This window comes from uncultured Deefgea sp. (genome assembly GCF_947072475.1).
Lineage (GTDB): Bacteria > Pseudomonadota > Gammaproteobacteria > Burkholderiales > Chitinibacteraceae > Deefgea.
This window is the reverse complement of sequence record NZ_CAMTIA010000003.1, coordinates 50,496-73,084: the sequence shown is the minus strand read 5'-3', so window position 1 is coordinate 73,084 and position 22,589 is coordinate 50,496. Positions and strand designations below refer to the sequence as shown.

The window sequence follows — 22,589 nt, the reverse complement described above, 5'->3', positions numbered from 1 at the left end:
GGAGAAGTCCAAGCCTATTTGGAAATCCGGTTCGGAGCTGCTAAAACCGCCAGCGCTTTAGCGCGTGTAACGATATCTTTCGCTAATTTTTCCGCTTCAATTTGCTCAATCGGGTTCATCTGCATTTCCTTGGCACTGACTTAGGGTGGCTTAGGCGGTTTTTATGCCGGGTACCCACCATTGCGCTGTCAATAAGAACGCGAAACGGTGGGTTACGGCCGATTAGCATTGGCGTTAATCGACGTAATCTCCCGGCCTAACCCACCCTACGACAACCTTGCAATCAAAATTCAACAGCGAGCGAGAGGCGTGAAGGCAATGCATCAGCGCGTCGAAAAACCGGAATGTACGTTCGTGTACATGAGGATTTTGAGGGGCGCTGATGAAGCCGCATTCGCGCCTCGCAGCCGCTGTTTTAGCCGTTTAAATGCTCCAAACGCAATTTCACCACCTTGCCATGCGTACTGGCGAGGCTTTCGATTTTGGCGATGGCGATGTTGATATTTTTTTCGATCGCGATGTGCGTCACGATAATGATCTCAGCGGTTCCGCCAGCAGCCGCTGCGGGTTTTTGCAGCATGGCATCGACCGAGATTTGCCCTTCAGCCAAAATACCAGTGACATCGGCCAACACGCCGGGTAAATCTTTGGCGGTTAAACGCAGGTAATAGCAAGTTTCCACTTCGTCGATCGGCAAAATCGGCAGATTGGCGATTTGCGACGGTTGGAACGCCAGATGCGGTACGCGATGTTCTGGATCGGCCGTGTGCAGGCGAGTGATGTCGACCAAGTCGGCAATCACCGATGATGCGGTTGGTTCTGCGCCAGCGCCTGGGCCGTAATACATGGTTGCGCCCACTGCATCGCCTTTGACCAATACGGCATTCATTACGCCGTCGACATTGGCGATCAAGCGGCCAGCTGGAATCAATGTCGGTGACACGCGCAATTCAATGCCGTTCGGGCGACGGCGCGTCATGCCGAGTAATTTGATGCGATAGCCCAATTCGGCGGCGTATTTAATATCGGCCGCGTCGAGTTTGCTGATGCCTTCTAAATACGCTTTGTCGAACTGAACTGGAATCCCGAAAGCAATCGCGCTCATGATGGTGAGCTTGTGCGCGGCGTCGTGGCCTTCGATGTCGAAGGTCGGATCAGCTTCGGCATAACCGAGGCGCTGCGCTTCGGCTAAGACATCGGCAAAGGCTGAACCTTTATCGCGCATTTCAGTCAGGATAAAGTTGGATGTACCGTTGATAATGCCGGCAACCCATTCGATTTGGTTGGCAGTTAAACCTTCGCGCAGTGCTTTAATCACTGGAATACCGCCGGCGACGGCGGCTTCAAACGCGACAATCACGCCTTTTTCTTGGGCGAGGGCAAAAATTTCATTGCCGTATTCGGCGATGAGTTTTTTATTGGCTGTCACCACGTGTTTGCCATTGGCAATCGCGGCTAAAACCAAGTCTTTGGCAACGGTAGTGCCGCCGATGAGCTCTACGACGATATCGATATCGGGATTGTTTACCACATCCATCGCATTGTCGGTAAGCAGAACATCATCACCGAGTAATTCACGTGCGCGAACTAAGTCGCGATTGGCGGCCATGGTAATGACGATAGGGCGGCCAGCGCGGCGGGCGATTTCATTACCGTTACGTTTTAAAACGGTGGCGGTACCGCCACCGACGGTTCCTACGCCACACAGGCCAACGTTGATTGCTTTCATTTTGCTTCCCTTGTCGCTCGGGTTAGCGTAACCCGACGGTTTATTAGCGGGTGGCAGACCCACCCTACGGTTATTTTGCAGCAAACTCACCCGTGCCATGGCGTTTACGCCATTGCGTTAAAAAGCGGGCAACGCGATTGAGTGCATCGGTGAGGTCGTCCAAATTAGGCAGAAAAACCACGCGAAAGTGATCGTGTTGTGGCCAGTTAAAGCCAGTGCCTTGAACTAGTAGCACTTTTTCATCTTGTAGCAATTCGAGCATCAATTGCTGATCGTCGCTTACCGGGTAAATCGCCGGATCGAGCTTAGGGAACATATACAGCGCGGCTTGCGGTTTAACGACCGAAACGCCGGGCATGGCGCTGAGCATGTTGTAAGCCAAATCGCGTTGTTTGGCTAAACGGCCGCCTTCGCAAACCAAGTCATTAATGCTTTGATAGCCGCCGAGCGCGGTTTGGATGGCGTATTGCGATGGCACATTGGCGCACAAACGCATCGTAGCCAGCATATTCAGGCCTTCGATATAGTCTTTGGCGCAATGTTTTTCGCCAGAAACAATCATCCAACCGGAGCGATAGCCGCAAGCGCGGTAGTTTTTCGACAGCCCATTAAACGTGACAAACAGCACATCATCGGCCAGCGAAGCGATTGAGGTGTGGCTAACCCCGTCGTAAAGTACTTTATCGTAAATTTCATCGGCATAAATAATCAGGCCAAACTCACGCGCCAGCGCAATGATGTCGAGCAGTACCGAGTTTGGATACAGCGCGCCGGTTGGATTATTCGGGTTGATCACCACAATCGCCCGCGTTTTTGGCGTGATTTTGGCGCGCATATCGCTGATCGATGGTAGCCAACCGTCGGCTTCGTCGCAGAGGTAATGCCGTGGCGTACCGCCAGCGAGGCTGACTGCGGCCGTCCACAGCGGATAGTCTGGCATCGGCACCAAGACTTCATCACCGGTATTGAGTAAGCCTTGCATACTCATCACGATGAGCTCAGACGCGCCATTACCAATATAAATATCGTCAACGGTGACGTCGGCGATATTTTTTTGTTGGGTGTAATGCATGATGGCTTTGCGCGCTTGAAATAAACCTTTGGAATCCACATAACCAGCGGCATTGGCCAAATTGCGAATCACATCTTGCACGACCTCTTCGGGCGCATCAAAACCAAAACTGGCGAGGTTGCCAATATTGAGTTTGATAATGCGATGGCCTTCTTCTTCCATCTGCCGCGCTCGCTCTGGAATCGGCCCACGGATTTCGTAGCAGATGTTCAATAATTTGTTGGACTTGAGGATGGCTTCCATCGTATGGCCTGCGCAAAGGTTTTTCAGGGAAACCCCGTATTCTAACGAAAGAATGAGGGAAATGGTCATCTACGTGTATTAAATCCTGAGTTCGCACGTATTTTTGCATTTTGCACACGGTGGCTTTGGTAGAATCGTTAAAAATCATTTAAATAAGGTCTGTTGTGATGAAGCTGCACCAATCCAGAGTAAAAAATGTGAATCAATTTACGGCGTACGACGCCACTGGCGTCAAAGTCAACGATGAGCGTTTTGAAGGCAGCGTTTTGGTGTTGCCTAATGAAATCCATTCGTGGCGTCCAACGTCGTTTGCCGATTTAACGGCAGAAGATTTTGCTGACTTGTTGGGGCATGCGCCTGAATTGGTGCTGTTGGGAACGGGAAGCAAGATTCAGTTTCCTCATCCACAGCTGTATGCGGCGCTATCGCGGCAAAGGATTGGGGTCGATGTGATGGATACCGGCGCTTTGTGCCGAACTTTTAATGTGCTCACGGCAGAAAATCGCCGTGTTTTGGCCTTGGTTTTACATACTTAATTCAATTGCCTTGTCATGAATTAGTAAAATCAATCTGTTATTTTCATTGTGTCGAATGAATGTTATTTCGGGTTGCTTATTAGTTTTTGTTAGGTATTTGCTTGTAGACAAATACAGATAAGCCTTAGGTGTTTATACCCATGGCTGATTTCTTGCAAGTCATCCAATTTTCACCCTGATTGGGGAAATAAAATGAAAGTGACGGTTATTGGCTCGGGCTACGTTGGCTTGGTGACGGCAACGTGTTTGGCGGAGTACGGCAATGATGTGCTGTGTTTGGACGTGGATGCGAGCAAAATTGAGTTGCTCAATCAAGGTGGCGTGCCGATCTATGAGCCGGGCTTAGAAGAAATGATTAAGCGCAATCGGGCCGCCTTACGGTTACGCTTTACGACCAATATCGCTGAATCAGTGGCGCATGGCACGATTCAATTTATTGCGGTGGGCACGCCACCCAATGAAGATGGCTCGGCCGATTTGCAATATGTCGTGGCGGCGGCAAGTCATATTGGCCGCCATATGAATACCTATAAAGTGATTGTGAATAAATCCACGGTGCCAGTCGGGACGGGGGATGAAGTCCGCGCAGTGATTGCCAATCAATTGGCGCAGCGCGGTTTAAATTCGAGTTTTGCCGTTGTTGCCAACCCGGAGTTTTTAAAAGAAGGGGCGGCGATTGATGATTTTATGCGGCCAGATCGGATTGTGATTGGTTGTGAGGATGAAACGGCGAGCGATTTATTGCATGCTTTATACGCGCCGTTTGTACGTAATCATGATCGAATTTTATTGATGGATCTTCGCTCGGCTGAAATGACCAAGTATGCGGCCAATGCCATGTTGGCAACGCGTATTTCCTTGATGAATGAATTGGCCAATTTAGCAGAGATTTTAGGTGCTGATATTGAGCTGGTGCGCAAAGGGATCGGTGCCGATCCTCGAATTGGCTACCATTTCTTATACCCTGGCGTGGGTTATGGCGGCTCATGCTTTCCGAAAGACGTGCAAGCATTACAGCGCACAGCGAACGAAAATGGCATTCAGTTGCAGGTGCTTTCGGCCGTGGAGCAAGCCAATCTAGCGCAAAAATCCGTGATTATTCATAAAATCAATCAGCGTTTTGCGGGTAATTTAAGTGGCATGCATTTTGCATTATGGGGATTGGCATTTAAACCCAATACCGATGATATGCGCGATGCACCCAGCCGCATATTGATTGAGTATCTATTGGCGCAAGGCGCGACGATTGCGGCGTATGATCCTGTGGCGATGACGGAGGCGCAGCGGATCATGCCCAATGCCATTGGGTTGCGCTATGGGGAAAGTCCTCAGGCGGTGCTGGTGCAGGCGGATGCCTTGGTGATCATGACCGAGTGGAAGGTGTTTCGCAGCCCGGATTTTGCTGAAATAAAAGCCTTATTGTCGCAAGCGATTATTTTTGATGGCCGAAATCTGTACGAGCCGCAGTATTTGGCCAAGCAGGGTTTTGAGTATTATCCGATTGGCCGCAAGCAAATTTATCCGGCAAACGTGAGTAGCACATCGCTGGTCGAGCAATCTATTGAAGCGCTGTATTGAATCGGGTTTGATAGGGTTTGATAGGGGCTTGAATGAGGCTTGAATGGGGTTTGAATGGGGTTTGAATGGGTTGATCGTCGCGCGCGGCAACGATCAACCTTGGCGGTACTTACATGCCACCGCTTTGTTGGTAGCGTTTTTCTAAGTGACTCACGCCTGCGGCCAGTATCAAGGTCATGATTAAGTAAATCAATGAGATGGTGAGATACGGCTCCCAATACCGCGAATAGGCCCCAGCAACGGTACGTGCCGCGTAGGCCAGTTCCGCCAAGCCAATGGCCGATACCAAGGAGCTGTCTTTAACCAGCATAATGGCTTCATTGCCCAGTGGCGGCAACATGCGGCGGAAGGCTTGCGGAATAATCACAAAGCGCATGGTTTGCCCGTAAGACATGCCCAGCGAGCGTGATGCCTCAAACTGCCCTTTGGCAATCGATTGAATCCCCGCGCGGAAAATTTCGGTAATGTAGGCACCGGCATTTAAAGTCAGCGCAACCAGACCGGATAAAAATGCACCGTATTCTTGGCGTAATGTGGCCGCCATATCGCCACTGAGTAAAATACCGGTGTCGGGATGAACCAATAAAGGCATGACGGCAAAATGCGTTAATAGAATTTGTACGAACAGCGGTGTGCCACGAAAAAACGTCACATAAGCCGTGGCTGGCCAGCGTAGTAGTAGTTTGACGGGATATTTCCAGACGCCGTGTTTCACCTCTGCCAATCGAGCCATACCGGCAAACAGACCAATTAAAGTCCCAACGGTCACCGCCACTAAGGTGATGCCGAGCGTCATTTTGGCGCCGTCAATAAATAGATCTCGATATTCCCAAACAATTTGTAGTTGGAAGTTTTCAAGAAGTGGGGCTGTTTGTTGGATTTGTTGCCAAATCGTAATGAAATCCATGGTCATACCTATTTGATACAGAAGAAAAAGAAGCGCGACCGTTCAGCGGTGCGCTTCTCAGGTTGATGCTGAATGCAAATTGAACGGATCAAACTGAAATGAATGCTCAGCGACTGCTGGTCATTCGCTTATTTACCAAAGTATTTGGTGTAGATTTTTTCGTAAGTGCCATCGGCTTTGATTGCGGCCAAGCCTTTATTCAGTTGCTCGATCAAGGCTTTGTTGCCTTTTTTCACGGCGATACCATAGTACTCTTTGGCAAAAGTGGCATCATCGATGGTTTTTAAGTTCGATTTTGGGTTGTTTGAAACAAAGTTCACCACCACACCATTATCTGCAACGACCGCATCCACACCGCCATTTTCTAATTCTTTGATGGCCAGCGGGGTTGATTCAAAACGCTTGATGTTGGGGCTGGTTTTACCTTGTAACTTTTGAATCACTTCATCGCCGGTCGTGCCAGTTTGTACACCGACTTTGAGCGTTTTTAAATCAGTAAATTTACTGACTTTACTTTTTTTGTTCACGGCAATCAATTGTTTAGCTTCAAAGTAAGGCTCAGAGAAGTCCATAGATTGCTTGCGTTCTGGGGTAATGGTGACCGATGAAATAATCATGTCACGATCACCATTGGGTAGGGTGGCAAAAATACCTTCCCAAGGTGTATTGATAAATTTGATTTTCATTCCCGTTTTTTGGGCAATCGCTTCAAGAATATCAACACTAAATCCAACCACTTCTTTTTTGCTGTTGAGTGATTCAAAAGGTGCATAAGCGGCATCGGTGGCAACTTGATACACTTTTGCAGCATGGGCCTGTGTACTGAACATCAGACTGGCAAACAGAACGCTAGCAAGAAAACCTAGTTTTTTTGTATTCATTATTATCTCCAGGTACAACAAGAAAAAGGGCAGGACGAGAATTGTATATGAAATATACAAAATTCTCACGCTGCCCAGATGCTAGTAAGCTTTAAAGTTCAATATAATCAGGATTATCCCTAGGGTCTGTTGATGTTTGGTTTGCCAACAGACCCTCGGTTTATGGCGATCATGAGCACTTAGCCAATGATGTCATCCATTCCACTGGATAGCTCTGCCAATTCGGAGAGTTTGAAGAACAATTCGTCTTTATTGATGCCGGTCTCAACTAAGATCGAGTCAGGGATTTGTTCGGCCAGTTCTTCGATGCTTATTTTTTCTGCCGACAAAACGGTAATGAGCTTGGCTAAAAACAGCACTGCAGTTAGTTTGCTGATGTGCTCTTGGTTTAGTGGGGCGTTTTGACCGCGAATTGCCAATTGGATCTCAATCGGGAAATTCCAGCGTCTAGCCAGCTCTTCGCCGACCATCACATAGTCAAAACCAATGTTATTGGCCTCTAGCGCAACGCGATCACCGCCGCTTTCAACAAATTTATCAATTTTGGCGGCGATTTCTGGTGCAATGATATGAATCAGCATTTCACCAATATTGTGAATCATGCCGCAGGTAAAGGCGACCTCGCCATTAATTTTGGCTTGTTTGGCGAGCCATTTGCAAATGGTGGCCACGGAGAGGCTGTTTTTCCAAAATGCTTTACGGTCAAAGCCAGGCGTTGCCACAAAAGCACCGGTAATACCAGAAGCCACTACCAGTGTACGCACCGTATTAAAACCTAAAACGACAACGGCCTCTTGAACTGAGCCAATTTGGCGGCTGGCACCAAAGTGTGCTGAGTTGGCAAGGCGCAGGACTTTGGCGGTAATGACTTGGTCTTGGGCGATTTTTTTTGCAATCGTGTCAATATCGATGTCGTCGTTACTAAAGCTATCGATGAGTTCCTGAACGACTTTAGGGATGGTGGGTAATTTATGAGTTTGTTCAAAGACTTCTTCTAATTTCATTGGTCTTACTCCCTGTGTATTTTTGTCAGTTGCGCCTAGTCATACTAGAACACCAGAAATCACTATGCCAGTTTCCAAACGTAAAAAAGCCGTACTCATAGATTGAGTACGGCTTTTGGCGATGGTGACTGATTTAAGAGCTAGTCGTGATGAGTCTCAATTTGCGACAAGCCATCTACGTTAATGCTTTTGGCCTGAGTATCTGTCGCAATATCGCTACGGCGACGGACTGTTTTTAGTGGCTGAGCATCAACTGACGCTGCAACGACAACGGCTGCGGTTGTTTCTACCATTTTTAGCTCAATGGATTCATTGACGATGGTCGGTTTAGTCGCGGCATTGCGTCGACGCGTCGCTGTCGTATTGCTCACGACTTCGGGCTGATCCGCGGCAGATTGACGTGTTGCGACTTGCGTTAAGCCACTGGCTTCTGCTACCGCTGTGGCTTCAATAGTGGGGGTCTCCACACTGACGGTTGTCACGCTGGTAACGACTGCTTGGTGTATTGCAGGTGTGACGGTAAGCGGCTCACTGACAGCTGCCTGTGGTGTCGCTGGTGCCACAATAACACGCACTTCATCATTGGCTGTAGGCGCTACTGGAGCGACAACCGAGGCTACAACCGGAGCAACAATGGCAGGAGCAACAATAGCAGGAGCAACAATAGCAGGAGTAATAGCGACGGGTGCTGGCGTGACGGCTTCTGCCACTGCCGGTGTAGTGGCGATTGGTAGCGGAATAATTTGTGCCACGGCGCTTGCCTTGATCGCTTCTACTGTCGTTGCTGAGGCGGGTGTTTCAGTCACAATGACCGCGCTATGCTCAGCAACTGTCGTTTCTACATCCATGCGGTCGCGACGATCACGACGGCCACGGCGACGACGGCTACGCGTTTCTGCATTGCTATCGGCGGACGAGGTTGCGGTGTGTTCCGGCGCAGTGGTGACTGCTGCTAAATCAGCTTTGAGGGCCTCACTGCGTTGCTCGTTGCGTGGCGCACGTTCCGTTCTCGGTTGGCGCTCTGGACGTGGCTGGCGTTCAGGCCGCTCGCCACGTTCAGCTCGTTCAGCTTTCTCAGGTCGATTCTGACCGTCACGTTTTTGCAAGTCTTCTTCAATGCGAGGCTTGTTGCTTGGGCGTGCATTACGCTCTGTGCGATCACGAGTGGCATCACGTGTTTCACTGCGTTGGCCCTCTGGACGTGGCTCGTTACGCGGACGACGTTGGTCATTGCGGCCACGTTGTGGACGCGGTGCAGGTTTAGCTTCTTCAGCTTTAGCCACTTCTGGCGCCGCACTAAACCATGAAACAATTTTTTGCCATAGCGATGCTTTAACTTCGGGTGCAGCTTGACGCGTTGGACGCTCCGATGTCGCTGGCGCTGGTTGTGATGGCGTAATGCCTTTCACTGCCGCTTCTTGACGTTTGGCTTGCTCTTCTTTGGCTTTGGCTGGCTGGTAGCCTTCATCAGTCGGTTGTTCCACCATACGATAAGACGGCAGGATATCTTCAAGTTGGCTGACATCATCGTGGCGTAAACGCGTGATGCTGTAGTTCGGCGTTTCTAAGTGCGTATTTGGAATCAAAATCACGCCGACTTTGAGGCGATCTTCGACCGCGAACAATTCAGCACGTTTTTCATTGAGCAAGAATGTGGCGACATCAACTGGCACTTGCGCGTGGATTGCGCCAGTGTTTTCTTTCATTGCTTCTTCTTGAATGATGCGCAAGATGTGCAATGCCGATGATTCAATGCCACGAATGAAACCGGTGCCGTGGCAGCGTGGACACGCCATGTGGCTGGTTTCTTCTAGCGAAGGTTGTAGGCGTTGACGAGATAATTCAAGCAAACCGAAGCGGCTGATTTTGCCAGTCTGTACGCGAGCACGGTCGTGATGCAGCGCTTCACGAACACGGTTTTCAACTTCGCGTTGGTTTTTCGGGTTTTCCATGTCGATAAAGTCGATCACGATCAAACCGCCGACGTCGCGCAAACGCATTTGACGGGCGATTTCATCGGCCGCTTCAAGGTTGGTACGTACTGCAGTTTCTTCGATGTCGCCACCGCGCGTGGCTTTGGCCGAGTTAACGTCGATTGACCACAAGGCTTCGGTGCGATCTAGCACGATGGCGCCGCCTGATGGCAAGCTCACTTCGCGTGAATAAGCGGTTTCAATTTGATGTTCGATCTGAAAGCGCGAAAACAGTGGCACATCATCTTGATAGAATTTGACTTTGTGCGCGCTGCCGGGCATCACGTGCGCCATAAACTGCTGGGCTTGCTCGTAGATGTCGCGTTTGTCGATGAGTAATTCACCGATATCGGGTTGGAAGTAATCGCGGATAGCGCGAATCACCAAGCTAGATTCTTGGTAGATTAAGAACGCACCCGTTTGTTTGGTCGCAGCGTCTTCAATGGCGCGCCACAGTTGTAGCAAATAGGACAAATCCCACTGTAATTCTTCGGCATTACGGCCAATGGCAGCAGTACGTGCAATCAGGCTGGTGCCCACTGGCGTATCGAGTTGATCCATCGCTGCGCGCAATTCATTGCGCTCTTCGCCTTCGATACGGCGAGAAACACCGCCGCCACGTGGATTATTTGGCATCAAAACTAAATAACGACCGGCCAAGCTGATGTAGGTGGTGAGGGCTGCGCCTTTATTACCGCGCTCGTCTTTTTCGACTTGAACGATGACTTCTTGGCCTTCAGAAAGATTGCCAGCGACGCGGCCACGACCACCTTCGCCGTCACCCATATAAGAGCGAGCAATTTCTTTAAACGGTAAAAAGCCATGACGGTCGCAACCGTAGTCAACGAAACACGCTTCAAGCGATGGCTCGATGCGAGTGATGACGCCTTTGTAGATATTAGATTTACGTTGTTCTTTACCAACGGTTTCGATGTCGAGGTCGATCAGTTTTTGACCGTCAACAATCGCAACACGTAGCTCTTCAGCTTGTGTTGCGTTAAATAGCATGCGCTTCATGTAGGGCTCCGGCGCACACTGCTCAGATTGAGTGCAAATCAACAGGGTGATGAAGACGGCAGTTCGGCACAATAGCAGCCATGCTATCTGGCACAGATTGAAATTAAATCTGTGGGCGCTAACAAAATGGCTAGTTGTTGCGGCTTAGGAACTGGGTATCGTTCTCCACAATAATCATTATGAGGTCTGTCTAGCTATACCCTAAGTTTCTTTGGTTTAGACAACTTAGTGTGAATCAATCCGGTCAGTGCACTAATGTAATAAATCAATTACCATCGCTGCTTGATGCTACGGTGAGCGTTATAACCGTTCTCCGACTCTGATAACCGACGTCACCGCTCTGGCATGACGAGCCCCGCGCATCAGCTCCAAATCTGGAGTTGGCAGATAAAGTGTTTTATCTACGGCGGGAAAGAATTCGTCAGCTGATAAAGCTGAGTTTGCGGTCAAAGAGCGGAACTTGTAATTAGATCGGTGGTGCGCTTTTGTAAAGCCTCACCACGGGCAATTTAGCAGTATTTTTTCATCAATACCTAAATTGCGTTGCCACCCCAGTCTTTAAGTATTTAGCTTAAAGCGGCCACAACTTGCTGCAAATTGCAGCGCGTCACAGAGTATATGTCAATATGTCCGAGACTAGCAAAGCGTCTGTCACTTTCGTGACGGTCGAAGCAGAAGATGCCGGTCAACGGCTCGATAATTTTTTAATAAAAATGTTGAAAGGGGTGCCTAAAAGCCATGTTTATCGAATTGTTCGCGCTGGCGAGATTCGAGTGAATAAGGGGCGCGTCGATGTGACTTATCGCATTGTTGCGAATGATGTGATTCGCATTCCACCAGTACGCGTTGCTGAGAAAGCGCCGGTGCCAGCGACCGTTTCTGGTGCTGCACAGGCGGTACAAATTCCGGTCGTTTTTGAAGACGATGCCTTGATTGTATTAAATAAACCGTCTGGTATGGCCGTGCATGGCGGATCCGGAATTAGCTTTGGGGTGATTGAGCTTTTGCGCGCGCAAAGGCCACAAGCCAAATTCTTAGAATTGGTGCATCGCTTAGATCGCGACACCTCCGGATTATTGCTGGTGGCTAAAAAGCGCAGTGCTTTAGTTAAAATGCACGAAGTGTTGCGTGAAAACCACCGGATTGATAAGCGTTACCTGGCTTTGGTTGACGGTGTGTGGGAAAACGAGCGTAGTCATGTGAAATTTAAGCTGCTCAAGTATGAAACACCAGAAGGTGAGCGGCGAGTTAAAGTGCATAGCGATGGTTTAACGTCTCAGACCACCGTAAACCGCAAGCAAGTGTGGGCAGATCAAGCCAGTTTGCTTGAATGTGAGCTTAAAACTGGTCGTACGCATCAAATTCGGGTGCATTTATCTGCCAGTGGTCATGCGATTTTAGGTGACGATAAATACGGCGATCTCTCCGTGAATAAAACTGTGGCTCGACAGGGCTTAAAACGGATGTTTTTACACGCTTGGCGTTTAAGTTTGGATCACCCATTAACAGGCGAGCGGATGGTGCTTGAAGCGCCTTTGCCTGTCGAGTTGCAATCTTATTTAGATATATTAAATTCTCAAGGAAAATAATGAGCCGACAATTTGATTTATTGGTGTTCGATTGGGACGGCACCTTGATGGATAGTACCGGCATGATTGCACGCTCGATTCAGCGTGCATTTCGCGATGTGGGTTTAGCAGAACCAAGTGATAAAGATGCACGCTTTGTCATTGGTTATGGTTTACAGGAAGCGATGCAATACTTGGGGCCAGAATTAAACGCTGAGCAGATTTTGCGCATTGTCGATGCCTACCGGGGTCATTTTTTATCTCAAGACCATGAGTTACAACTTTATCCGGGTGTAGAAGCGGGTTTGTTACGTTTACAAGCCGCAGGTTTTCGCATGGCGGTAGCCACCGGAAAATCGCGCGCAGGTTTAGATCGTGTGTTGGCCGCAACCGGTTTGTCGCCATTTTTTGAGGTGAGCCGCACTGCGGACGAGGCTTTTTCTAAGCCACATCCTGCGATGTTGGAATACATTCTTGAGGCGTGTGATATCGAAGGCCGCCGTACTTTAATGATTGGCGATACCACGCATGATTTACAGCTGGCAATCAATGCCGGAACGGCGAGTGTGGCGTTAAGTTATGGTGCGCATCCATTGCATGATTTATTACCGTTACAACCGTTGGCCCATTTTGATGATTTTAGTCAATTGACGGATTGGATTTTGGCGCATGGCTGAGCGCAAAATTTGCGTGTCGGTAGAGGTGGTTGAGTGCGGCTTGGCGTTTCGCTTTGTTCTGATGCGGCAAGGGCGAGAACGTCAAGCCATATTGATTCGTTTTCAGGGTGCGGTCTACGGCTATCTGAATGAATGTGCGCATATTCCGATGGAACTCGATTACAATCTTGGTGATGTATTTGACTTAAGTCGACAGTATTTAGTCTGCTCTACCCACGGTGCTTATTACGACCCTCGCAATGGTCTATGTTTAGGTGGCCCATGCGCGGGGCAACGATTGCAATCGATTGCTGTATTTGAACAAGATGAGGCCATTTGGCTGAATGAGGAAGGAAATAGGAATGAATGAAGCGCAAGAGCGTAGTGTTTTACAAGAGGTGCTCGGCGCCTCAATTAAAGAGCAGCGCCGCGCGCGTCGTTGGGGGATTTTCTTTAAGTTACTGACCTTTAGTTACTTATTTCTCATCTTGGCGTTGCTGATGGGCTGGTTGGGTAAAGAGGGTGATAAAGCCAGCATGAAAGCGCATACCGCGGTCGTGGATCTGCAAGGCACCATTGCCGCTGGTGGCGAGGTGACCAGTGCATTGATTACCGAAGGTTTACGCGCTGCGTTTGAAGACAAAAATACCAAAGCGGTTATTTTGCGTGCCAATAGTCCTGGTGGTAGTCCAGTTCAAGCGGGCATGATGCACGATGAAATTCAGCGACTCAAAAAACTGCATCCACAAATTCCATTTTATGTGGTGATTGAAGATATCTGCGCTTCGGGTTGTTATTACGCCGCAGTAACCGGTCAACAAATTTATGCGGATAAGGCATCGATTGTCGGTTCGATCGGTGTATTGATGGATGGTTTTGGTTTTACCGGAGCCATGGAAAAAGTCGGGATTGAGCGTCGTTTGCTCACTGCTGGGGCCAACAAAGGCTTTTTAGATCCATTTTCACCACAAAGCGTTGAGCAAAAAGAGCGTGCCATTAACATGCTCGATGAAATTCATCAGCAATTTATTGCTGTGGTTAAAGCGGGGCGCGGTAAAAAATTGGCCGATAATCCGGATTTATTCTCGGGTCTGGTTTGGTCGGGTGAAACCGGCGTTAAACTTGGTTTAGTCGATGGCTTAGGCTCAGTTGAAAGTGTGGCGCGTGATATTGTCAAAGTCGATAACATCGTTGATTTTACGCCACAACCGACCTATGCCGATCGCTTGGCGCGTCAACTCGGGGTTGCTGCTGCAACGACATTAAGCACCCATCTTGGTTTACAAATTAAATAAGTAGGCGTTATGGCACGCAAACAACGGCATGAAGAGCACGAAAATCATGAAAGATGGCTGGTTTCATATGCCGACTTTATCACGCTGTTGTTTGCTTTTTTTGTGGTGATGTATGCCATTTCATCGGTCAACGAAGGCAAGTACAAAGTACTCTCTAATTCATTGGTCGATGCTTTTAAGCCGCAGCAAAATCCCCCTGCCGTGCAACTAGACAACCAAGCAATCAAAGGCAGTCCAGCACAAATTAAATTAGCGCCTCAAACCAGTCCAAATAATCCTAAGCTCGAGCAACAAACGCAAAAAATGAAAGGTATGGCCAATGACTTGCGCGAATCATTGGGCAGTCTAATTGATCAGGGCAAGGTGAAAGTGACACAGTCAAAACGTGGGATTGCTGTGGAAATTAGTGATTCAATTTTATTTGATACCGGACGTGCAGACCTACAGGCCAGTTCAGAAGACGCTTTAAGCACGATTGCCGACTTGGTTAAAGGGAGTGACAACCTCATACAAGTAGAAGGTCATACCGATAATCAGCCGATTCGAGCAGGGCAGTTTCCAAGTAATTGGGAACTTTCGGCCGCTCGCGCGGCGAGTGTGGTGCGTCTATTTGAGCAGGCAGGCGTTGCGCCACAGCGAATGGCGGCCATTGGGTTCGGTGAGTTTCGGCCCATGGATACCAACGATGCGGCGCAAGGACGCGCTAAAAATCGGCGCGTGACCCTAAATATTTTGGCAGACAACAAAGATGAGGTTGCCATCTTGCCGAGCAATCCATAGTTTGAATATTATTTTTCGGCAAAGCTAAATCATTTGATCCTGCAATCTACGCGGTAATTGTCAAACTGGATGGCCCTATCTCAGCCCTGTGGATTTATTGGGCATCACAGATGCTTGTTGCGTATTACCCCGCCTCATCTTTTTGCTCAATGGTATTTGTGCTGTGACGGCCTCAGCCGCCCACAAACGTTCGACCCTTCTATTATCCCCCCTCACTTTTGCTCACCCAAACGGAAATAAGGCTCAGTACGGTTGAAGTGCAAACTCAATCTAGCGATACATCCTTGATCCAAGCGGCTTAGTTGATTCTAAAGCGCGTCGGCTTTGGTTTTAAATATAAAACCAAAGCAAATACTTTCTTCAATATTTCTTTGCAATTAATTTTATGAATTGAATTGTGACAATTCTCGCAATTTTAAAATTAAGCAACTAATCTGATTGTAGTCATGTAGATGTAGGCTGGGTGCCAAGGAGTGAGCTTTGCAGGATTTTTCATCGGCGAGTAATGATCAGCTGCCATTTTTTTTTCAGCAGCTTGAAGAGTTATTTTTATTCGATATTGAGCAAGCTTATGTGGCAAGTTGTGCCTTATTAGCACGTTGTAAGCAAATGGAACTATCAGCACTTCAGTTAACCAAAATGCAGCTACTGCACAGCAAAATGTTATGGGGCAAGGGGCAATATCATGCGGCGCTATATGCAATAACACAGACACTAAAAAAAATTCAGAATAATTCGTTATTTGAATTAAAAGCGGAAGCCTATTTATGGCGTGGACAATGTAATCTTAATTTGAAGCGTCATGTTATTGCCGTTGAAGATTTTACCTATGCCGTAGAATTAGCATTAGAGTATTCTCAAATTAGTATTGCGATTGAATCTTATGTCAATATTAGTCAGATTTATTATTTTGCGGAGCAATATGATGCTTCAAAAGAAATATTAGTGATTGGCTATCGCTTAGCTGTTTTACTTAATGATCATAAGCAAATCACCAAAAGTGGCATTTTTTTATCTAACTATTTAAATGAATCTGGCGATCATGCTAGTGCACTTTATATCCTTAATCAAATAGAATCCAGTGCATTGCAATATGGCGATATGACATGGGTGGTTGAGGCGGGGATTAATATTGCTTCTGCATATGCCGGAATGAATGAGAATGAATTAGCAGAGGTGTATTTTGAATCAATGCTAGCCATTTCAAATTTTAATCATGCGCTTTGGGCAAAGTCATTAACCATGTTGAAATATGGTGAATTTTTAACGCATCAAAATCGTTTTGAAGAAGCCATCGCTTGTTTAAAAGTTGCAGTTGAAGGTATTAATCAATTTGATTATGGCAATGCTAGGCAGAAAAGTGCTAAGTTGCTACTTAATGCATATAAACACATTGGTGATTTTAAGTCAGCATTATGTGAAATAAAAAAATATAAACAACTTTCTGAGTCATTATTATCTAATCACTTACTCCATGATTTAAAAGGAAGTGCGTTAAATCTATCAAGATTAGATCGATCAAGAAAAAAAATAATTAAAACTAGGCAAAATTTCGAGCATATGCTGGATTTGATCTCTCCTGGAGAATCTAGAATCCGTTATCAGCAATTTAAATTAAAATGTTTAAGTTCGACTTGCTCGATTGAAATAATTCATATTCAATTACTTGGCTTGTTGTATGTTACAGGTCTGTACTTACAAAAAATGAATGCATTATTGCGTGAGTATTGCTTGGCTGAATCAACGTGGACCAAACTACCTAATTTTTCCTACCTAATTATTCCTGATCAAACCTATGCCAGTCCAATGATGGCATTGAATCAATTGGTGAAAATAATCGATGGCTTTCCATGGCGCTGGCATGGATTAAACCCACCGGAAGTAAAAATACAATTAATTCCACTTCAGTCTGCAATTGAATTGCTTTCACCTTTGGAAGAGGGAGGTCAGAAAATTGAATTACTTATCTAATGAAAAAAATAAATCAGCCTTTACTCAGACCATTGAGTCTCAATTTTTTGAGGTAGAGAACGCATATTGGGATGCAGGATCGGATAGTCGTAATTTATGTGAAGATTTGCTACTGCGCTGTAAGTATGAAGCCCATCCTTGGTTGGGATATGCCTATGCACTCTATGGTCGGATTTTATTGGCATTTGATGAAAATATGAAAGCATTAACAATACTGAAAAAAGGGTACAAGTCAGTTGAAAAAAATAAAGATATCGAACATCTACCATTTTCTATGTTGTGGTTAGGGGTTGCATTGGAGAAAAATAGTAAATACATACTGGCTATTGAGACGTGGGTTAAAACAATTGATTCGGCATTAGAATTAACTCAATTAGAGTATGGTGTCGAGGCGTATTTAAATGCCTCGATGGTTTATTATCATTTGGGTCAATATGAAAACGCAGATATTTTAATGCGAAATGGATTGAAGTTGGCTGAGTCAATTCATAGTAATAAATTAATTGCTAAAAGCGGAATATTTTTGATGGAGGGCTTGTTACTGGCGGAACGGTATGATGCCGCTTTGGTTTTACTGACTCGAATTGAGCCGTATGCATTGGCCCATGGTGATATGACGTGGCTGGTTCAGATTTGTAATGGTTATGCCATTTCATACTGGAAAAAAGCTAATAATGAGTTAGCCATTTTTTACTATGAATCCGCTTTGTCAATCGCCAAACATTATAAAATGATGTGGGGTTATTGTATTACCGCCATTAACTATGGAGAAGGTTTGCAAGGCACGAATCAATTGGCTGATATTTTCCCTATTTTATTGAGAGCAAAAAAAATATTAAAAGAGATTAATCACAATGATTTAGACGCTAGATTAAATTATTTACTTTATCAAGCGTATCGTGAAAATTGTGATTATGCTGCAGCCTTAAGTGTATTACGCGCTTATGAGCGGCAAACCATTCGACATATTACGGATGAAATCGGCGAGAAAGGATTCAGATTAAATTTAAATCGCTTAGATAAGGCGCGTAGTTTATTAATTAGAACGCATATTAAATTTGAAAAATTAGCTGGCTGGGTTGTTCCTGGCGTTTCATTACAACATTTAAGACAGTTTCGTTTGCGATGTGAGTCCGCCGATTTTAGCGATCGAGTTATCGAGCTTACATTTGATGTATTGATTGATTCTGTTGTTGAACAGAGAATTTCAATATTACTCAATGATTACTGTGCTTTGAGTGATTTATGGGTTTTTGTGCCGCCCTATCGTTATATTGTCTATCCAAAAGAATCGAAATTTATTTTAATGGATTTTGCTCAATCTTTAGCCTTGGCGATTGAGGCTCTGCCGTGGGATCGATATGGAAAAGATGAAATAAAAGTTAAATTTAAACTACAGCTTGCCAATGAAACCATGCTTAGACAGGTTGATGTTTTATTGAAGAAGGAACTGGAACATGCCTGAGCAACTGGCCAATTTACTATTACAGCAAAAACAGTTTAGAAGGCATAATTTTCAGCAAGCATTGCTATTGTCAGCACAATTGATCGAGCAAGCCCAAGAAATGGATAGTGAAACTATATTAGCTCAGGCATTGTTCTTACACGGTGAGGCATTTGAAAAAACAGGAGATTATATCTCCGCTAAAAAAATATTAGAGTTGGCACTAAAAATTGCTGCTAAGTTGAATTTAGATGCATTGTTGTTAGATATTTATGAGTGTTTAGGTAAAGTTTATTATATTTTAGGTGATTTAAATACCGCATTAAGTACTTGGGGGCAGTGTCTTGAGTTAGCTCTTGATCAGCATTCTATTGTGCATTACATCAAGGCATATGCTGGTATTGGTGGGGTGTATCTTTATTTTGATATGGCTGAAGAGTCATTGCGGCACCATAAAATTGCTTATGATTATGTGCAAGAATTAAATGATGATCAATTACTAATGATGTTGCATTTATGGCTAGGGCAAGATTATCTGCGATTAGCACAGCATGAATTAGCCTTGCAGCATTTTGCATTCTGTCGCGCGCTTTATCCGCAAACCAATGATGCTGCGATGATGAGTGAAGCTATTATGTATGCTGGTTTTTCGCAACTGGGTTTGGGGCGATACAACGAAGCAAGACAATGCTTTTTACAAACGATTACTTTGTCACAACGCCATCATTATGCATGGTCTACGGTAATGGGGCAGCTAGGGATTGCTGAGGTCGCCTTATTGCAAGGCGATATGCAAGTGGCTTTGGTTGAATCGCAACATGCACTGGATGCCGCTTATCAAGGCGGTTCACAGCATCAAGAAATGAAAGCGAGTCGGATTCAATCGGCAGTCTATGAGCATCTGGGCCAGTTTGAATTAGCGCTAACTTTGTATGAACGCCATACTGAATTGGCGATTAAATTAGCCAAAGAACGAACTTTTACCCAAATAGAAAGTAGCACGATGCGCAAGATATCGCGTATGGAAATGCGCTTGAAATTATTAAAATCAGAGCAACAAAAACAAAACATCCTAAATGAGAGTATTCGGCAGCAAGCAGAGCATCTGGCAGAAAAAAATACCTTAATTGCGATTAATCAGGCAAAAAGTGATTTTCTAGCATTAATTAGTCATGAAATTAGAACCCCATTGTCGGGGGTTATTGGTATGCTACGTTTGGCGGGCGGGCAAAAAGAATTACGTCCAGCTACGCGTACTCAAGTTCGAATGGGTTTAGAGAATGCAGAATTATTATTGGAAATTATCAATGATATTCTGGATGCATCAAAGATCGAGTCAGGCAAACTATCGATTGAATCTATTCCATTTGATTTGATCAAATTATTACACCAAGTGGTCGATTTTTTTACTGCGCGCGCAGAAGAAAAAGGCATCACATTTATATTAAATATTGCTCGATTTAGTCCTGCGGGTTGCTTGGGCGACCCCACTCGGCTACGGCAAATATTATTTAATTTAATTGGTAATTCAATTAAATTTACCGAGCAGGGTTCAGTCACAATCACCGCTTATCGTGATCATGAGCAAGTTAAGATCTTGATTAGTGATACCGGTATTGGTATGGATGAAGTAACGATTGGTCGTTTATTTCAAAAATTTGAACAAGCGGATACTTCAACAACGCGTAAATATGGCGGTACTGGCTTAGGATTATCAATTTGTCGTGGCTTAATTGATTTAATGGATGGCTCTTTGGGAGTAACCAGTGCGCCCAATGAAGGTAGTCATTTTAGAGTTGAAGTGCCATTACCTATCGCAGAAGTTCCTGCGGAACTCTCAAAATATGAATGCCCATTGCAGTCTTTAAATTATAAAATAAAAGTTTTATATGCCGAAGACGTTGAAACCAACCAATTGATTGTGCGTGCACTACTTGAAGAAATGAATCTTTCATTGAGTGTGGTGGACAATGGTGAAGAAGCATTACGGGCTTTGTCTGAAATGAATTTTGATGTCGTTTTGATGGATTGGCGAATGCCAATTATGGATGGCATGACGGCGACACGTTTGATTCGTGAGGGGGGTAATTTACAATATCGGATTAAAGATCCGGATGTTTATATTGTCGCTTTAACCGCTAATGCTACAGCAAAAGAGCAAAGTGAGGGAATGGCGATTGGCATGAATGATTATTTAACCAAGCCGGTTTCTTCTCGTGGTTTGCATCAAGCATTAAGTCAAGCCATTCATTATCAATTGCAGCGCGGTATTGAATTGCCACCAATGAAAAAAACGGCTGATCAAGATATTACAAGTTTAAAAAAATCACTATCAGCGTCAGCCCTGCAATGGATAGATCAATTGGCTGACTTAGGTGTTGCTGTTGATGAGGCATTGGATCGATTGAATGGCAATTTATCTCGTTATCAGCGTTGGCTATTGCATTTTTTCACTGAAAATCAAGAGTTTTTTACCGCCATTAATCAGTTTAAAGATATCGCTCATTTAGATGATTATATTGAAAAAATTCATGCAATGCGTGGTGTGTCAGGGACATTAGGCTTGATGGACTTTTATCGAACGGCGAGTGAATTAGAGCAAGCCTTATTTTTGCAGCAAAAAGAAACGCTAAAAAATATGCCTGATTTTTATGAATTAGAACAAGCATGGCTACGGGCGAAAAATAAAATACTGCCGTTAATTGAAGTTGAGTCGATGTCCAGCACCTTGATTCAAGCGGAAGGTTTGTTACCCAAAAATAGTTTAACCGCTGCTTTAGGGCTGCAGACGGCTTTGAAAAATAATAGTTTACGCGCTAGAAAATTACTCTTGGCTTTACAGAAAGAATTACCCGAATCTAAATTTAATTTGTTGGTCGACGTGACGGATGCCTTAGAAAAATTGGACTATCCTGCCGCACTAGCCGCATTGAATCAACGCATCCCCATGGCAATGGAAGAGGTGATTATTAATGGATGAGGCTTTTATTTTAGTGGTTGATGATCAAATGAATACGATAGAGACGCTGGGTGAGGTCTTGGGTGATGAGCTAGATGTACATTTTGCTTTGAGTGCTGAGCAGGCATTAAGTCATATTGAGCGGCAATTACCTGAACTTATTTTGCTTGATATTATGATGCCTGACGTCGATGGGTTTAAATTTTGTGAAATTCTAAAGTCCCGGTTAGAAACTAGGGATATTCCAATTATTTTTATTAGCTCTTTGTCGTCCCCTGAGCAAGAAACTCGGGGTTTAGAGGCGGGGGCTGTTGATTATATTATTAAGCCATTTAATGCCTCAATTGTTCGTGCTCGAGTGCATAATCATTTGGAATTAAAGCGGACTAAAGACTTATTGCGGGTGTTATCACAAACCGATGTATTAACCGGAATGGCCAATCGCCGGCGATTATTTGAATTACTTGATCAGGTGCAAGATCGCTCATTGCGGCTTGCTCAGCCTTTGTCGATTTTGTTAATTGATGTGGATTCGTTTAAACAATATAACGATTTATATGGTCATATTGCGGGCGATGTTTGCTTGCAGCGCGTGGCTGGGGTGATTCAATCTTCATTACGCTCTGTGACGGATGTGGCGGCGCGATATGGTGGAGAAGAGTTTTGTTGTGTGCTGGAAAACTCAGATCAGGAGTTGGCGATCCAAATTGCCGAGCGAATTCGTAGCAGTATTGAGGCTTTGCAAATTCCACATTTAAATAGTGCGGTGACCCGTTGCGTGACGGTGAGTATTGGCGTGGCGACTTCAACGCCAAGCTGTCGCATTCAACACACTCAATTATTGATGAATGCTGATAAAGCCTTGTATGCGGCCAAAGATTTGGGCCGCAATCAAGTTCGTCATGCGCATTGATTGTAAAGCTGACCAGCAAATGGCATGAATGCTTGTTCGCGGGCGATGGACATTCTCGCTATA

17 protein-coding genes are annotated in these 22,589 nt (G+C 45.5%); 11 read left to right on the top strand and 6 right to left on the bottom strand.

Features of this window, described 5'->3' with window-relative positions; translation table 11 throughout:
* Positions 1-415: 415 nt before the first annotated feature.
* A complete protein-coding gene (locus Q0V82_RS02165; protein ID WP_297572254.1) occupies positions 416-1,729 on the bottom strand; it encodes a homoserine dehydrogenase in 1,314 nt (437 codons plus the stop codon).
* 70 nt (positions 1,730-1,799) lie between these two features.
* The gene (locus Q0V82_RS02160; RefSeq protein WP_297572251.1) at positions 1,800-3,044 is read right to left on the bottom strand and encodes a pyridoxal phosphate-dependent aminotransferase; all 1,245 of its coding nucleotides are present in this window, start codon (positions 3,042-3,044) and stop codon (positions 1,800-1,802) included.
* Positions 3,045-3,211: 167 nt separating this feature from the next.
* Between Q0V82_RS02160 and Q0V82_RS02155 the strand changes: the two genes are divergently transcribed.
* Both Q0V82_RS02155 and Q0V82_RS02150 read left to right on the top strand, forming a co-directional pair.
* The gene (locus Q0V82_RS02155) at positions 3,212-3,580 is read left to right on the top strand and encodes an Mth938-like domain-containing protein (RefSeq protein ID WP_297572249.1); all 369 of its coding nucleotides are present in this window, start codon (positions 3,212-3,214) and stop codon (positions 3,578-3,580) included.
* Positions 3,581-3,772: 192 nt separating this feature from the next.
* Positions 3,773-5,158 carry a UDP-glucose/GDP-mannose dehydrogenase family protein gene (locus Q0V82_RS02150; protein ID WP_297572247.1) on the top strand — a complete coding sequence of 462 codons (1,386 nt, stop codon included), beginning with the start codon at positions 3,773-3,775 and terminating at the stop codon, positions 5,156-5,158.
* Positions 5,159-5,267: 109 nt separating this feature from the next.
* Here the strand turns inward: Q0V82_RS02150 and Q0V82_RS02145 are convergent, their stop codons facing one another.
* The 4 genes from Q0V82_RS02145 to Q0V82_RS02130 all read right to left on the bottom strand — a co-directional run bounded on the left by Q0V82_RS02145 (position 5,268) and on the right by Q0V82_RS02130 (position 10,940).
* Positions 5,268-6,065: an amino acid ABC transporter permease gene (locus Q0V82_RS02145; RefSeq protein ID WP_297572245.1), complete on the bottom strand. Its 798-nt coding sequence runs from the start codon at positions 6,063-6,065 to the stop codon at positions 5,268-5,270.
* A 128-nt stretch (positions 6,066-6,193) separates the two neighbouring features.
* Positions 6,194-6,946 carry a basic amino acid ABC transporter substrate-binding protein gene (locus Q0V82_RS02140; protein ID WP_297572243.1) on the bottom strand — a complete coding sequence of 251 codons (753 nt, stop codon included), beginning with the start codon at positions 6,944-6,946 and terminating at the stop codon, positions 6,194-6,196.
* A 179-nt stretch (positions 6,947-7,125) separates the two neighbouring features.
* A complete protein-coding gene (locus tag Q0V82_RS02135) occupies positions 7,126-7,950 on the bottom strand; it encodes an HDOD domain-containing protein (protein WP_297572241.1) in 825 nt (274 codons plus the stop codon).
* A gap of 140 nt (positions 7,951-8,090) precedes the next feature.
* Positions 8,091-10,940, bottom strand: coding sequence for an Rne/Rng family ribonuclease (locus tag Q0V82_RS02130; RefSeq protein ID WP_297572240.1), 2,850 nt, complete (start codon positions 10,938-10,940; stop codon positions 8,091-8,093).
* A 626-nt stretch (positions 10,941-11,566) separates the two neighbouring features.
* Between Q0V82_RS02130 and Q0V82_RS02125 the strand changes: the two genes are divergently transcribed.
* From Q0V82_RS02125 to Q0V82_RS02085, 9 genes are all read left to right on the top strand, one after another.
* Positions 11,567-12,529, top strand: coding sequence for an RluA family pseudouridine synthase (locus Q0V82_RS02125; protein WP_297572239.1), 963 nt, complete (start codon positions 11,567-11,569; stop codon positions 12,527-12,529).
* Positions 12,529-13,185: an HAD-IA family hydrolase gene (locus Q0V82_RS02120; RefSeq protein ID WP_297572238.1), complete on the top strand. Its 657-nt coding sequence runs from the start codon at positions 12,529-12,531 to the stop codon at positions 13,183-13,185. The genes Q0V82_RS02125 and Q0V82_RS02120 overlap by 1 nt, the downstream gene beginning before the upstream one ends.
* Positions 13,178-13,534 carry a Rieske 2Fe-2S domain-containing protein gene (locus Q0V82_RS02115; protein ID WP_297572237.1) on the top strand — a complete coding sequence of 119 codons (357 nt, stop codon included), beginning with the start codon at positions 13,178-13,180 and terminating at the stop codon, positions 13,532-13,534. Before Q0V82_RS02120 ends, Q0V82_RS02115 begins: the two co-directional genes overlap by 8 nt.
* Complete coding sequence (locus Q0V82_RS02110) at positions 13,527-14,459, top strand: S49 family peptidase (RefSeq protein ID WP_297572236.1); 933 nt, start codon at positions 13,527-13,529, stop codon at positions 14,457-14,459. Before Q0V82_RS02115 ends, Q0V82_RS02110 begins: the two co-directional genes overlap by 8 nt.
* 9 nt (positions 14,460-14,468) lie before the next feature.
* Positions 14,469-15,239: a flagellar motor protein MotD gene (gene motD / locus Q0V82_RS02105; RefSeq protein ID WP_297572234.1), complete on the top strand. Its 771-nt coding sequence runs from the start codon at positions 14,469-14,471 to the stop codon at positions 15,237-15,239.
* Between the two features lie 480 nt (positions 15,240-15,719).
* Positions 15,720-17,210, top strand: coding sequence for a hypothetical protein (locus Q0V82_RS02100; protein ID WP_297572232.1), 1,491 nt, complete (start codon positions 15,720-15,722; stop codon positions 17,208-17,210).
* Positions 17,194-18,675: a lipopolysaccharide assembly protein LapB gene (locus tag Q0V82_RS02095; protein WP_297572230.1), complete on the top strand. Its 1,482-nt coding sequence runs from the start codon at positions 17,194-17,196 to the stop codon at positions 18,673-18,675. Before Q0V82_RS02100 ends, Q0V82_RS02095 begins: the two co-directional genes overlap by 17 nt.
* The gene (locus tag Q0V82_RS02090; RefSeq protein WP_297572228.1) at positions 18,668-21,634 is read left to right on the top strand and encodes an ATP-binding protein; all 2,967 of its coding nucleotides are present in this window, start codon (positions 18,668-18,670) and stop codon (positions 21,632-21,634) included. The genes Q0V82_RS02095 and Q0V82_RS02090 overlap by 8 nt, the downstream gene beginning before the upstream one ends.
* A complete protein-coding gene (locus Q0V82_RS02085) occupies positions 21,627-22,526 on the top strand; it encodes a diguanylate cyclase (protein ID WP_297572226.1) in 900 nt (299 codons plus the stop codon). Before Q0V82_RS02090 ends, Q0V82_RS02085 begins: the two co-directional genes overlap by 8 nt.
* Positions 22,527-22,589 lie beyond the last annotated feature (63 nt).